The following is a 13227-nucleotide window of genomic DNA, read 5'->3' as shown; positions in this document are numbered from 1 at the left end:
TTTAAATATTTGTGTATATTTTATTAATACCTAAACTAAAACCAAAACGGATTTCATTTTCGCTTCCAAGCCTATGAATGGCAACTTTACCTAAAGCAATTTTACTGAATTCGTTATTTGTAATCTCTTCGTCATTTAACAGAAGTTTACCCTTAAATTGTTTTTTACTATTATACTCACTTCTATCTTGCTTACTTTGGTATACATTAATAGATAAAATTTCATTTTTATCTGTGTAGCCACAAAATATACCAAACTGGTCCCAAATCATATAATGATTAGTTTTGGTAAGTTCCCTTTCTGGCTTGCCTAAAACAGCTATTAATGTATCGTAATTGGTAGGGAAAATAATAGGTTTTTCATTAATAAGAACGGTATCAGTATCACATTTAATAACTAATTCTTTTACTTTTTTCTTTTTTAAAAATTTAAACATGGTATTGTGTTTTTAGTAAGGGAATAGTTATATGAGATAATATACAAATTTAAAGAATAAAATTCAACTTTTAAGTAAATTTGCTATTCTGAAATAAAATCATTTGAAAATGAATATCCCTCAAACAAGTTTTCCTAGAGTCATAATTATTGGAGGAGGTTTTGCTGGTTTAGCTGCAGCAAGAGGATTAGAAGAACAAGAACTTCAAGTTGTTTTAATCGACAAACATAACTATCACACTTTTCAACCATTACTTTATCAAGTTGCAACTGGCGGCTTAGAGCCAGATAGTATTGCTTTTCCGTTGCGAAAACGATTTAACGATGTAGAAAATTTCTTTTTCCGTTTAACAGAAGTTTTAAATATCAATGCTGATAAAAACAGAATAGAAACAACTATTGGTAATTTAGAGTATGATGAGTTGATTATAGCCACAGGATCTAAAACTAATTTCTTCGGAAATACGAATATCGAAAAATATGCGATGGAAATGAAGTCTGTTCCACAGGCATTAAATATTCGTAGCTTGGTATTAGAAAATTTTGAAGAAGCATTGTTAGAAACTAATTTAGAGAAACGAAGGGCTTTAATGAATTTTGTAATTGTTGGTGGTGGACCAACAGGTGTTGAGTTAGCCGGTGCTTTAGCTGAAATGAAAAAAGGAATCTTACCTAAAGATTATCCTGATTTAGATATCCGTCAAATGAAAATTAATTTAATTCAGAGTTCAGGCGAGTTGTTAAAAGGAATGAGTAATAAGGCTTCAGAAAAAGCCGAAGATTTCTTAATAAAATTAGGCGTTGATGTTTGGGAAGATCTTCGGGTTTTAAATTATGACGGTACTACGGTAACAACCAACAGCGATGACCATTTTAAGGCAGAAACTGTGATTTGGGCTGCCGGAGTAAAAGGCGAATCTATTAACGGTTTACAACAAGAGTGTTTGGTAGAAAGAGCTAACCGATTTAAGGTTGATGAATACAATAAAGTTGTAGGTTATAGCAATGTATATGCTATTGGAGATGTTGCGTGCATGCAAACCGAAAAATATAAATATGGGCACCCGATGATGGCGCAACCTGCTATTCAGCAAGGAACATTATTGGCTAAAAATATCTTAACCAAGTTTAAAGGGAAAAAATTAAAGCCTTTTAAATATAATGATAAAGGAGCCATGGCAACTATTGGGCGAAATAAAGCAGTGGTAGATTTACCAAAATTAAAATTTCAAGGAGTTTTTGCTTGGTTTGTTTGGATGTTTGTGCATTTATTCTCTTTAATAGGTTTTAGAAATAAAGTAATTGTATTTATGAATTGGATGTATAACTATATTCGATTTGATAGGGAAACAAGACTTATAATAAGACCTTATAAGAATAAAAATAAATACAGTTTTAAAGAATAAGAAAATGAGTATTACAAGAAATATAAAATGCCCTAAATGCGGATTGTTTAATACAAACAAAGAGTATTGTGAAAATTGTAATACTTTAATTTCTCATGAAAAAAAAAGAGCTTTAAAAGAAGAGGCATATAAGCAAGTAGAAATAGAAAAGGTGAAGCATAAAATTGCCAACCCTAATTTAGCAGAGCGTTTAAAAAAACACCCTTTCTTCTTGTATAAAGTTGTAGGATGGGTTCTGTACTCCGCTTTTTTGTTGGTAAGTTTAATAGGTGGAGCTTTAGCTTGGTTTATAGCAATGGTTGCAGCAGGTTAAAATGAAAAGAGCAATATATATTTACTTTGTATTTTCGCTATTTATAGGAACAACTGTGTATTTTGCTCAAAAGTTAAAATTTTCACTTCCAAAAATTATTAACTTTTATTTAAATGATTTTTTAATTATTCCGATAATATTATCAGTTTGCTTATTTATTTTAAGGTGGAGTAAAAGCAATAAAAACTATCAAATTTCTATTTGGATTGTTTTATATATATGTAGTTTTTACGCATTATTATATGAGTATTTCTTACCTAAATACAATTCGAGATACACGGCAGATATAATAGATGTATTTTTATATTTTATAAGTGGATTCATCTTTTTTATCCTCCAGAAAAAAAACTAAAAGAAATAATGAATCCAGAAAAAACAACTTCAAAAACAATTATAAGAATAACTAAAGCAATTACTTATATTGAAGATAATTTACATAAAAAGTTGATGCTAGTAGAGGTTGCAAGCAAAGCTTGTTTTTCTAGATTTCATTTTCATCGACTTTTTTTAACAGTAACAGGAGAAACATTAAATAATTTTATAACTAGAAAACGAATAGAAAAAGCAGCATCATTTTTATTGCATAAAAAAGAAACACCAATAACCTTAGTTGCCGAAAAAGTAGGGTTTACAAGTTTATCTTCATTTTCAAGAGCATTTAAAAAATTCTATGGGATGAGTCCTGCAGAGTTCAAAAAAGAAAGTCAAAATAATTTTAGCAAGATTTGTAAAACAGAAAGCAAGAATGGGCAAGTGGTAACGTTATTTGAAAAGTATATTTGTAATATACATAATTCTTTAAATTGGTTAAAAATGAATGCAACTACTGAAGTTAAAATTGTACCTGAATTGCAGCTAGCATATATAAGTCATCAAGGAAAGATGGATTTAATCGAAGGTGTTTATAAGAGGTTAATGAAATGGGCTTTTCCGAAAGGTTTAATGCAACAAAAAGATTTGCGAATGGTAACAATTTATCATGATAGCCCAAAAATTACTGACGAAGATAAAATACGTATGAGTGCTTGTATGACATTAAATAGGTTAGTGAAAACGGATGGTGAAATAAATTTAAGAACGTTGCCTAAAACGAAGTGTATTGTTTCTCATTTAGAGATTCATCCTTCAGAGTTTCAAAAAGCATGGGAAAATAACTTTGTATGGATGAGTGAACATGGTTTTAAAAAAGCGGATCAAGATCCGTTTGGAATTTACTATAACAACCCAGAAGAGCATCCCGAAGGAAAATGTATTGTAGATATTTGTATTCCGATTCAATAAATAAAAAAAGGTTGTCTGTTTTACCAGCAACCTTTTTCTTTAGAACAAACCTCTAAAAGTATCAATATTTTTTAAAGCATTTGAATCAATTTCAGAACCATCTTTGGTAAACCAAGTATGCGTATCGCCAAGGTAATTCATGCCTAAATAATTGGCACTCTCTATAAAAGGCATTGTAAATCCGTTCTTTAAATCATTTTCTCCTGAGTTGCTAATCATAGCCATTTTTTTGCCTCTCATTTGTCTTCCTAGTTCTTTTTTGTAGTGTAAAAGGTCGGATAATCTATCGAAAAATATTTTTAAAGTTCCGCTCATGCTATACCAATAAACGGGTGTAGCAAATATAATGGTGTCGTATTTTTGTATAATAGTTTCCATTAAAGGAATAAAATCGTCATTCGCATTGCTAAAATCATATTCGAAAGAACCAATACTTTTAGTCTTTAAATCGATAACATCAAAATCATTATTTTTATTTAAATAACGAACAATCCTATTTGTGTTTCCGTTGCTTTTAGAGCTTGCTTGTATAATTACCTTTGTATTCATGTGTATTCTTATTTAGAAGTTAAATTTCTGAAATTTAATTAGAACAGCATTTAAACTTCAATTGTAAAAATTGATAATTCTCAAGGAAAAATCAATACTAAAAGAGTATATTTTTTGTATTTTTATGCTATCAATTCACCTTTGTAAATGAATACAGACGCCTACAAGTTTTCGAAACAAGTTACATTAAGCCATTTTGCTACCAAAGAAGTAGATGAAAAGGCAAAAAAGAAACTTAAAAAAGTAAGAAAGGAAATAAGTGAGCTGCAAGATACCATGTATGCCGAAGGTAAATACAGTATGTTAATTTGCCTACAAGGAATGGATACTTCTGGTAAGGATAGTTTAATTCGTGAAGTGTTTAAAGATGTGAATGCACGTGGAGTAGTCGTGCATAGCTTTAAAGTGCCTACCGAATTAGAGTTGAAACACGATTTTTTATGGCGCCATTATATTGCCTTGCCAGCAAAAGGAAAAATAGGTGTTTTTAATAGAACACATTATGAAAATGTGTTGGTAACAAGAGTGCATCCTGAGTATGTTTTTGGAGAGAACATTCCTACAGTTAAAAGTTTAGAAGATTTAAATGATGCTTTTTATCATGATAGAATGGAAAGAATCAATCAGTTTGAAAAACATATTTCAGCTAACGGAACCATTATTTTAAAATTCTTTTTAAATGTATCTAAAGAAGAACAAAAAAACAGATTGCTACGTCGTTTAGATATTCCTGAGAAAAACTGGAAGTTCTCTTCTGGCGATTTAAAAGAGCGCAAGTTGTGGAGTAAATATCAAGAATGTTATGAGGATTTATTAAACAAAACGAATACAGATAATGCGCCTTGGTATGTAGTGCCTGCAGATGATAAACCAACGGCAAGATATATTGTAGGTAAAACAATTAGTGAAGAGCTTAAAAAATATGGTTTTAAAGAACCTGCATTAGCTCAAAAAGATTTAGATAAATTAGACGAGTTTAAAGCTCAGTTAAATAACGAATAATTGCCAAAAAAAAGATGGAATTAAACTTAACAAAACCAATTATATTTTTCGATTTAGAAACAACAGGAATCAATATTGCGAAAGATAGAGTGGTAGAAATATCAATATTAAAAGTGTTTCCAAACGGAAATAAAGAAAGTAAAACATGGTTGGTAAATCCTGAGGTAGCAATACCAAAAGAATCATCAGAAATTCACGGAATTACAGACGAAAAAATTGCCAACGAGCCAACTTTTAAAGATTTAGCTGTTAGTATAAACGAAATGATTGCTGGTTGCGATTTGGCTGGTTTTAATTCAAACAGATTCGATATTCCGGTATTAGCAGAAGAGTTAATGCGAGCAGGAATCGATTTTGATATGAAAGAACGTAAAGCGGTAGATGTTCAGGTAATTTTTCATAAAAAAGAACAACGTACTTTAAGTGCAGGTTATCAATTTTACTGTGGCAAAGAATTAATTGGCGCGCATGGTGCAGAAGCCGATACCAATGCTACTTACGAAATTTTATTAGCACAGTTAGATAAATATGAAGATATTGAGAACACTGTTGATGCTTTAAGCGAATATTCAACACATGGTAAAAGAGCAGATTTTGCTGGTTTTATTTTGATGAATGACAAGGATCAAGAAATTTTCTCTTTCGGAAAATATAAGGGAAGAACTGTTGAAGATGTGTTTAAAGAAAACCCAGGGTATAATTCATGGATTCAGAATGCAGATTTTCCGTTGTACACAAAAAAAGTATTGCGAGAAATTAAAGAACGAATGGCAGTGCCGAAAAAGAAAATGACAGATGGAGAGAAATTAGAGGCTTTACAGCAAAAGTTTAATTTAAGGTAATTGTTAAAGAAATATAAATTAACAAAACCTTAGTTTATAAGTATTTGTTAAGTTGTTATTTTCGATAAAAACTAGCCATGAAAAAAATAATTATTTCACTGTTTTTAAGTACACAGATTTTTTCGCAAGCAATTAATCTAAAAGGAAAATTATTAGATGCGAATACGAAAGAACCAATTGTTTATGCGAATATTAGTTTTTTAAAATCTAATAAAGGAATTTCTTCGTTAGAAGATGGTACTTTTAATTTAGAAATTGATAAAAAATTACTTAAAGAGAAAGTACATGTTTCATGTTTAAACTATAAAGATTCGTTGGTTTTTGCTAAAGAGTTACAGAATAAAACCTTCTTTTTAAATCCCAAAAATATAGGGTTAGATGAAGTCATTGTTTCTAAAAAACGAAATAAAAAAATAGTTTTAGATAAAGTAAAAAGAAGAGTAAGTCCGTTTCATACAAGTGGAATTAGAATGTTAGGTAAATATTTTCCTAACAAATTAAAATTTGATGTATTTATAGATAAAGTGAGTATTTATTTTTCGAAGAGAAATACTCATAACGCAAAGTTTAGAATCCGTATTTTTTCAGTAGATAAAAAAACAGGAAAACCAAAAGAAGATATTTTAAATGAAAGTACCCCAGTTTTAATTAGAGAAGGACAAAGAGTAGTAGAGTTAAACTTAGAAGAACATTACTTAGAATTCCCTGAAAATGGTTTGTTTGTGGTTTTTGAAAAACTTCTTATTCCATCTAATTCATATAAATTAGATGATTTTAAAAAAAGCATATATTATGCACCTGTTATAGGTTTAACAAAAATAAAAGAATACAGGGAAATAAATAGAATTTATTATTATAACAAAGGTAATTGGCATAAAATACCTATACCTGAAAATGATTTTTCTTATGTTCCTGCAATTTCTTTAACTTTAACAAATTAAAAATAAATATTACAATACGATGTTTACAGAATATAACAATTTACCAAGTAATTCAAGAGTTTGGGTCTATCAAGCAGATAGAGAATTTAGCATAGAAGAAGTCGAATATATTTGTGCAAAAGCAATACTTTTTATTGATAGTTGGACGCGTCATGGAGACGACTTAAAAGGCTCTTTTACTATAAAGTACAATCAGTTTTTAGTATTGGGTGTAGATGAAGGTTTTAACAATGTATCTGGTTGTTCTATAGATTCTTCGGTACACTTTGTACAAGAATTAGAAAAAGAATTAAGAATCGATTTAATGAACAAAATGAACGTTTCATTTAAATACGGTGATAATATTAATGTTGTTAAATTAGCTGATTTTCATCAATTAGCAAAAGATAAAAAGATAACCTCAAAAACAATTGTATTTAACAATATGATAGATACAAAAGCAGACTTTGAAACTAATTGGGAAGTTACTGCCGATAAAAGTTGGCACAAACGATTTTTGGTATAGCAATTGATTTCCATTAAAGTATAGATGATTAAGATATTATGAAAAAGATACTAGTTTTTTTAGGGTTTGTTTTTATTCAATTTGTAAATGCGCAGCAACAAGATCCGCTTTTAGCGAAAGATGCAGATGCACAAAATGTTTGGGTAGATAGTATTATGAATTCAATGTCGATTGATGAAAAAATCGGACAATTGTTTATGGTACAAGCCTATTCGAATAAAGACAAGAAGCATGAACAATCAATAACTGAAATGATTACTAAATATCATGTTGGGAATTTAATATTCATGCAAGGAACACCAGAAAAACAAGTCATTTTAAATAACAAGTATCAAGGAGAATCTAAAGTGCCCTTGCTAATTGGTTTTGACGGCGAATGGGGATTAGATATGCGTCTTAAAAATACCTATCGCTTTCCTTGGAATATGACTTTAGGCGCAATTGAAGATGAAGCGCTTTTAAGAGAAACTGGTAAAAGAATAGGCGAGCATTGTAAAAGAGTAGGAATTCACATAAATTTTGCACCTGTAGTAGATGTAAATACAAATCCGAACAATCCAATTATTGGAAATCGTTCTTTCGGAGAAAGTAAAGAAAATGTTACTAAAAAAGCAATCGCTTTTAGTCAAGGAATGCAAAGTGTTAATGTTTTAGCAAACGCAAAACATTTTCCTGGTCATGGAGATACTGCAACAGATTCTCATCACACATTACCAACGATTAATTTTAGTAAGCAGCGAATAGATTCTATTGAGTTGTATCCGTTTAAAAAAATATTTAAAGCAGGTGTTGCAAGTGTTATGACAGCACATTTAAGTATTCCAGCTTTAGAAAAAAATGAAAAACTACCAACGTCATTATCAAAAAGTGTTGTTACCGATTTGTTGCAAGAAAAGCTAGGTTTTAAAGGTTTGGTGATTACTGACGGATTAAATATGAAAGGAGCTGCCAATTATTCTTCTCCAGCAGCAATAGATTTAGCAGCCATTTTGGCGGGTAACGATTTGTTATTAATTCCGCAAGATGTTCCTGGTTCTGTAAAACTGTTAAAAGAAGCTATTGAAAAAGGAACTTTAACTGAAGCGCGATTAAATTACTCTGTAAAAAAAATACTAAAAGCAAAATATTTAGTTGGTTTAAATAAGTATAATTCGTTGCTTTTAGATAATCTTCAAGAAGATTTAAATAACCCTTATGATGAGGTTTTACACAGAAAGTTGATTAAAAACTCCATAACTGTAGTAAAAAATGAAGCAACTATTTTACCTATTAAAAACTTAAAAGATAAGAAAGTAGCTTATGTTTCTTTGGGAGATTCTAAAGGAGATGATTTTTTAGGAATGCTAAAGAATTATGCAAAGATAGAAGCTGTTTCTGATAAGCACTTGAGTGTTTTAATGCAAAAGTTAACAAAATACGATGTGGTTATTGTTGGTTTTCATAAGTCGAATGATCATCCATGGAAGAGTTATAAGTTTTCAAATAAAGAGTTGGTTTGGTTACAAGAAATAGCGAGAACGAAAAAAGTTATTTTAGATGTATTTGCAAGTCCTTACAGTTTATTAAAACTAAAATCATTTACAAATATAGAAGCGCTCGTAGTTTCTTATCAAAATAGCAAATTAGCACAAGAACTTTCTGCACAAGCGTTGTTTGGGGCTTTTGATGTAAAAGGAAAATTACCTGTGTCAATTAATAGCGAATTTAATGCAGGAGACGGTGTTTTATTAAAAAATAATAATGTTTTAGAGTATACGATTCCGGAAGAAGCAGGAATGTCTTCGGAGAAATTATCGATTATAAATAAAAGAATCGATACTATTTTAAATGAAAAAATGACACCAGGAGGGCAAATTTTAGTAGCTCGAAACGGAAAAGTTTTTATCAATAAAAGTTTCGGGTATCATACCGCATTAAAAAATCAACCTGTTAAGAATTCCGACATATATGATTTAGCTTCCTTAACCAAAATCTTAGCCTCTTTACCTATGATTATGAAGGCAGAAGAAACTCAAAGAATAAGCTTGTTTTCTAGCTTAGGTGATGTTTTACCAAGGTTCAGAAAATCTAATAAAGACACTTTATTATTAAAAGAAATATTATCTCACTATGGCCGTCTTCCTTCTTGGATTCCTTTTTACAAGAACACAATAGATGAAGCTACTGGAAGAAATTCATTTAAATATTATCGAAAAAAAAGAACAAGAAAGTATAACATAAAAGTAGCTCCAAAATTATATTTAAGTAAGTCTTATAGAGATACTATATATAAACATATTGTGGATGCCGATCAAAGAGATAGAGTGGGATATAAGTATAGTGACTTGGGGTATTATATTTTTAAGGAAATTTTAGAAAAAAAATATCAAAAACCTTTAAATGAGTTAGTGGATGAAGAGTTTTATAAGTCATTAGGAGCTGATAGAATGACGTATTTACCGCTTCAGAAATATTATAAAACAGAAATTGTTCCTACAGAGAAAGATGATTACTATAGAAATCAATTAGTACATGGTTATGTACATGATATGGGTGCCGCTATGTTAGGAGGTGTTGGTGGTCATGCAGGCTTGTTTTCTAACGCCAATGATGTGGCTAAAATTATGCAGATGTATTTGCAAAAAGGAACTTACGGTGGTACGGAATATTTAAAAGCGGAGACGCTTGATAAATTTAATAAAAGATATTATGCTGATAAAAAAGTGCGTAGAGGTTTAGGTTTCGATAAGCCTCAGTTAAATCCTAAAGTTAAGGCAACTTGTGGTTGTGTTTCAGAAGAGAGTTTCGGGCATAGCGGTTTTACAGGAACCTATACTTGGGTAGATCCTAAGTCGGGTTTGTTATATGTTTTTTTATCAAACAGAGTATATCCTAATATGAATAATAGAGGGTTGGTTAGAAGTAACATGCGTACTAAAATTCAACAAGATATTCAAGATGCTATCCTGCATTAGTAGCAGTTGTTTTGGTATATAATAATACTAATAAAAGTGAACCAGCTAAATATGTTAGCGCTATTTCTGTGCTAAAAAACAAACTGATAATAAAGCTTTGTAAAGCGTAGAAAAAAGGAAACAATGTGATACCTAATGCGAAACGAAAAGTGTCGGTAAATTCAATTTCTGGAATCTTTTTACTTAATGATTTCCATATTAAATAAGGAATGAAACTATTTAGAATAACGAAGTAGTATAACAACTTGTTTTCTTTTTCAATCTTCTTTTTGCTAGGGTAGGTATCTTTTTTTATAAGATAATTGCTGTTATTTACATCAGTATAATCTATAGTTGTTTTATTTAATGCCGTTATTATGGTGTTGTAGTTTTCATCATCGTTAATATGAACCGTTAAATTTTTTAATTGATCACTAATTTTATTTTTCAATTCTTTTATCAACGTATTTTTGTTATCAATAGCATAAAAATTATTAGCTAGAATAGGTTCGCCAAAAATAAGCGCAACTTTTGATGGGTAGTTAGAAGAGTTTTGATAAGTTATTCCAACCGGAACAATATGAATTTTTAAGTCAGGATATTTTTCTATAGCGCCGTATAATATTCGGGTGAAACCTTTACTTAAAGGTCTAATTGTTCGTTTTCTATTGTGACTTCCTTCAGGGAAAATTAGTAAAGTTTTATTGTTTTTTAGTAGTTCTTGGCAATTATTAAAAATAGCATCATTTTTAGATAATTGCTTAATACCATCTCTAATACGATAGACAGGCATTAAACCAATTACGTTTAGAATTTTTGCAATTGTTGGTTTTTTAAATACAGCTGCGCGTACTAAAAAATGAATTTTTCTTTTTGTATTTGTAGCGATTAATAAAGGATCTATTAAGGCATTCGGATGATTGGCAACAAACAAAATAGCTCCTTTTTTAGGGATATTTTCCCTACCCAATACCGTTGTCTTTTTAGCATAAAAGAATAAGCCTGTTTTAATATAGATTTTTAAAAAATAGTATAATAAAAACTTCATTTGTTATTGTTTTTTTCTTCCCCAATAGGTGGCTAATAGCATTCCAGAGAAAACGTCCCAAATACCCCAAAAGGCAGCTAGTAGCGCCATTCCACCCAAGCCTTCAAAAAATCCAAATATTAATAGTAAACCTAATCCGCCATTCTGAATGCCGGTTTCTATGGCTATTGTTTTAGAATCAGATTTGTTTAAGCCAAAAATTTTGGCAGTTGAGTATCCAAGTACATATGCAAAGATATTATGAAAAACCACTAAGAATAATACATGATGAATATAATTCGTAAAAATGGATAAATTCTGAGAGAAAGCAATTACAATTAATAAGATAAACACGGTCATAGAGAGTGGCTTTAAAACCTTCTCTATCTTATTAGCCATTTCAGAATGATAATGCTTTATAAGCATTCCTAATAGTAATGGAATACCTAAAATTAAAGAAACAAGTTTAAATAACTCAAACGGATTCAACTCTACCGTCTTTAAAATAGCGTTTGTAGGTTCATATAAACTTCCCCAAAAATGTAAGTTAAGAGGAGTCATTACAATACATAAAAGTGTTGCAAAAGCAGTTAAACTGACAGATAAAGCAGCATTACCACCAGCCATCTTACTAAAGAAGTTAGATACATTTCCGCCAGGACAGGCTGCAATCATCATCATTCCTAGGGCAAAACTAGGGTGTGGTTGTATTAAAATAATAGCTAAAAAAGTAGCAGCAGGCAACAATATAAACTGAGAAAGTACACCTACAAAAACAATTTTTGGTTTTTTTAAAAGCCGTTTAAAATCTTCTAATTTTATACCTAACGCAACACCAAACATAATTATAGCAATGGCAATATTTAAAAGCCATAAACCTTCAGTATCAAAATTTATTTTGATACTATCTATTTGTAGATCATTAATTTTTAAAAGCATATTCTATAATGTTTGATCCCATTTTAAAAGCTTTTATTCTAGTTTCTTCAGGATTGTTATGAATTGCAGCATCTTCCCAACCATCATTTAAATCGCTTTCATAATCATAAAAAACAACTAAACGACCTTTATGAAAAAGACCAAATCCTTGAGCCGGTTTTTTATCGTGTTCATGAATTTTTGGCAATCCTTTAGTAAAGTTAAATGTTTGATTATAGATTGGGTGGTTATTCGGAATTTCTTGAAATTCACTTTTTGGGAAAACTTTTTTTAATTCTCTTCGTATATAGGTATCCAATCCATAATTGTCTGATATATGCAAAAAACCACCGGAGATTAAATAGTTTTTAAGGTTGGTGGCTTCTTCATTCGTGAAAAATACGTTGCCATGACCGGTCATAAAAATAATAGGATAATTATTAATGGTATCATCCTCTAGAGTTACGGTATTAATATCAGTATCAATAAATGTATTTGTGTTATTATTACTGAATTTTATTAAATTAGGTAATGCCGTTGGATTTGCATACCAATCTCCACCTCCTTTGTATTTTAAAACAGCAATTTGTTGTGAGAAAATAACAGAACAATATAGAATAAGGATAAAAGCTATGATGTTTTTCATTTAAGAATTTAGCATTTAAACAGCAATATAATAAAAAACACCAATATTTCTATTGGTGCTTAATTTTTTCCTGATAAGGAATTATATATAGTTGAAAATTCCCCTTAAATACTTCAAGCTATTATATAATGTTATAGCTCAAATATATGTGTTTTTTATATATAAGGTAGTTTATTCGTGTTAAATTTATGTTATATGTATTAAAGTAGTGGTGAAATTAAATATAATAAAAAAACACCAATAATGATATTGGTGTTTTTCCTTTTCCTTTTTCACTATTGAGAATCACCTCAATGCATTTTTAATACGATTATTGTGAAAATAAAACCCCTTCAAAAATTTTAAGTTCTATAAATCATATTTAACAGTTCAAATATAATTTTAAAATCATTGAATTGAGTTCGAAATCATCCAAATTGGATGATTTCG

The 13227-nt window shown here is 29.9% G+C and carries 13 protein-coding genes; 8 read left to right on the top strand and 5 right to left on the bottom strand.

What is annotated here, in order from left to right; translation table 11 throughout:
- Position 1: 1 nt before the first annotated feature.
- The gene (locus tag P2G10_RS00185; RefSeq protein WP_218772949.1) at positions 2 to 436 is read right to left on the bottom strand and encodes a DUF7738 domain-containing protein; all 435 of its coding nucleotides are present in this window, start codon (positions 434 to 436) and stop codon (positions 2 to 4) included.
- A 109-nt stretch (positions 437 to 545) separates the two neighbouring features.
- Here P2G10_RS00185 and P2G10_RS00180 point away from each other — a divergent pair, with 109 nt between their 5' ends.
- From P2G10_RS00180 to P2G10_RS00170, 3 genes are all read left to right on the top strand, one after another.
- Positions 546 to 1841 carry an NAD(P)/FAD-dependent oxidoreductase gene (locus P2G10_RS00180; protein WP_275314671.1) on the top strand — a complete coding sequence of 432 codons (1296 nt, stop codon included), beginning with the start codon at positions 546 to 548 and terminating at the stop codon, positions 1839 to 1841.
- A gap of 4 nt (positions 1842 to 1845) precedes the next feature.
- Positions 1846 to 2154: a hypothetical protein gene (locus tag P2G10_RS00175; RefSeq protein ID WP_275314670.1), complete on the top strand. Its 309-nt coding sequence runs from the start codon at positions 1846 to 1848 to the stop codon at positions 2152 to 2154.
- A 360-nt stretch (positions 2155 to 2514) separates the two neighbouring features.
- Positions 2515 to 3435 carry an AraC family transcriptional regulator gene (locus tag P2G10_RS00170; RefSeq protein WP_275314669.1) on the top strand — a complete coding sequence of 307 codons (921 nt, stop codon included), beginning with the start codon at positions 2515 to 2517 and terminating at the stop codon, positions 3433 to 3435.
- A 39-nt stretch (positions 3436 to 3474) separates the two neighbouring features.
- Here P2G10_RS00170 and P2G10_RS00165 read toward each other — a convergent pair whose 3' ends face one another.
- Positions 3475 to 3984 (bottom strand): flavodoxin family protein, encoded by a 510-nt coding sequence (locus P2G10_RS00165; protein ID WP_275314667.1) that lies wholly within the window; start codon positions 3982 to 3984, stop codon positions 3475 to 3477.
- A 147-nt stretch (positions 3985 to 4131) separates the two neighbouring features.
- Between P2G10_RS00165 and P2G10_RS00160 the strand changes: the two genes are divergently transcribed.
- The 5 genes from P2G10_RS00160 (at position 4132) to P2G10_RS00140 (ending at position 10228) form a co-directional block, all read left to right on the top strand.
- Positions 4132 to 4986, top strand: coding sequence for a PPK2 family polyphosphate kinase (locus tag P2G10_RS00160; protein ID WP_275314666.1), 855 nt, complete (start codon positions 4132 to 4134; stop codon positions 4984 to 4986).
- 14 nt (positions 4987 to 5000) lie between these two features.
- On the top strand, positions 5001 to 5828 hold the full coding sequence (locus tag P2G10_RS00155) for a 3'-5' exonuclease (protein ID WP_275314663.1): 828 nt from the start codon (positions 5001 to 5003) through the stop codon (positions 5826 to 5828).
- 77 nt (positions 5829 to 5905) lie between these two features.
- Positions 5906 to 6769, top strand: a complete 864-nt coding sequence (locus P2G10_RS00150; protein WP_275314662.1) for a carboxypeptidase-like regulatory domain-containing protein — start codon at positions 5906 to 5908, stop codon at positions 6767 to 6769.
- 19 nt (positions 6770 to 6788) lie between these two features.
- Positions 6789 to 7274 (top strand): ABC transporter ATPase, encoded by a 486-nt coding sequence (locus P2G10_RS00145; RefSeq protein ID WP_275314660.1) that lies wholly within the window; start codon positions 6789 to 6791, stop codon positions 7272 to 7274.
- A gap of 38 nt (positions 7275 to 7312) precedes the next feature.
- Entirely contained in the window at positions 7313 to 10228 is a 2916-nt protein-coding gene (locus P2G10_RS00140) for a serine hydrolase domain-containing protein (protein WP_275314658.1), read from the top strand.
- Here P2G10_RS00140 and P2G10_RS00135 read toward each other — a convergent pair.
- The 3 genes from P2G10_RS00135 to P2G10_RS00125 are packed head-to-tail and all read right to left on the bottom strand — an operon-like array spanning position 10215 to position 12798.
- Entirely contained in the window at positions 10215 to 11255 is a 1041-nt protein-coding gene (locus tag P2G10_RS00135; RefSeq protein ID WP_275314656.1) for a lysophospholipid acyltransferase family protein, read from the bottom strand. The two genes, P2G10_RS00140 and P2G10_RS00135, sit on opposite strands and share 14 nt — an antisense overlap.
- Before the next feature lie 3 nt (positions 11256 to 11258).
- On the bottom strand, positions 11259 to 12173 hold the full coding sequence (locus P2G10_RS00130) for a bile acid:sodium symporter family protein (protein ID WP_218772937.1): 915 nt from the start codon (positions 12171 to 12173) through the stop codon (positions 11259 to 11261).
- The gene (locus tag P2G10_RS00125; RefSeq protein ID WP_275314654.1) at positions 12157 to 12798 is read right to left on the bottom strand and encodes a DUF4159 domain-containing protein; all 642 of its coding nucleotides are present in this window, start codon (positions 12796 to 12798) and stop codon (positions 12157 to 12159) included. Before P2G10_RS00125 ends, P2G10_RS00130 begins: the two co-directional genes overlap by 17 nt.
- Between the last annotated feature and the right edge of the window lie 429 nt (positions 12799 to 13227).

The sequence above is a fragment of the Tenacibaculum bernardetii genome (assembly GCF_029125915.1).
GTDB classification, from domain to species: Bacteria; Bacteroidota; Bacteroidia; order Flavobacteriales; family Flavobacteriaceae; genus Polaribacter; species Polaribacter bernardetii.
Note: the sequence above shows the minus strand (reverse complement) of the source record. Positions and strands in the feature narration are given on the sequence as shown.

What these genes read in the sequence shown, in the direction of transcription:
- P2G10_RS00135 (WP_275314656.1), bottom strand. Translation starts at nt 11,255, where the DNA reads ATGAAGTTTTTATTATACTATTTTTTAAAAATCTATATTAAAACAGGC.
- P2G10_RS00145 (WP_275314660.1), top strand. Translation starts at nt 6,789, where the DNA reads ATGTTTACAGAATATAACAATTTACCAAGTAATTCAAGAGTTTGGGTC.
- P2G10_RS00185 (WP_218772949.1), bottom strand. Translation starts at nt 436, where the DNA reads ATGTTTAAATTTTTAAAAAAGAAAAAAGTAAAAGAATTAGTTATTAAA.
- P2G10_RS00140 (WP_275314658.1), top strand. Translation starts at nt 7,313, where the DNA reads ATGAAAAAGATACTAGTTTTTTTAGGGTTTGTTTTTATTCAATTTGTA.
- P2G10_RS00125 (WP_275314654.1), bottom strand. Translation starts at nt 12,798, where the DNA reads ATGAAAAACATCATAGCTTTTATCCTTATTCTATATTGTTCTGTTATT.
- P2G10_RS00155 (WP_275314663.1), top strand. Translation starts at nt 5,001, where the DNA reads ATGGAATTAAACTTAACAAAACCAATTATATTTTTCGATTTAGAAACA.
- P2G10_RS00170 (WP_275314669.1), top strand. Translation starts at nt 2,515, where the DNA reads ATGAATCCAGAAAAAACAACTTCAAAAACAATTATAAGAATAACTAAA.
- P2G10_RS00150 (WP_275314662.1), top strand. Translation starts at nt 5,906, where the DNA reads ATGAAAAAAATAATTATTTCACTGTTTTTAAGTACACAGATTTTTTCG.
- P2G10_RS00160 (WP_275314666.1), top strand. Translation starts at nt 4,132, where the DNA reads ATGAATACAGACGCCTACAAGTTTTCGAAACAAGTTACATTAAGCCAT.
- P2G10_RS00180 (WP_275314671.1), top strand. Translation starts at nt 546, where the DNA reads ATGAATATCCCTCAAACAAGTTTTCCTAGAGTCATAATTATTGGAGGA.
- P2G10_RS00165 (WP_275314667.1), bottom strand. Translation starts at nt 3,984, where the DNA reads ATGAATACAAAGGTAATTATACAAGCAAGCTCTAAAAGCAACGGAAAC.
- P2G10_RS00175 (WP_275314670.1), top strand. Translation starts at nt 1,846, where the DNA reads ATGAGTATTACAAGAAATATAAAATGCCCTAAATGCGGATTGTTTAAT.
- P2G10_RS00130 (WP_218772937.1), bottom strand. Translation starts at nt 12,173, where the DNA reads ATGCTTTTAAAAATTAATGATCTACAAATAGATAGTATCAAAATAAAT.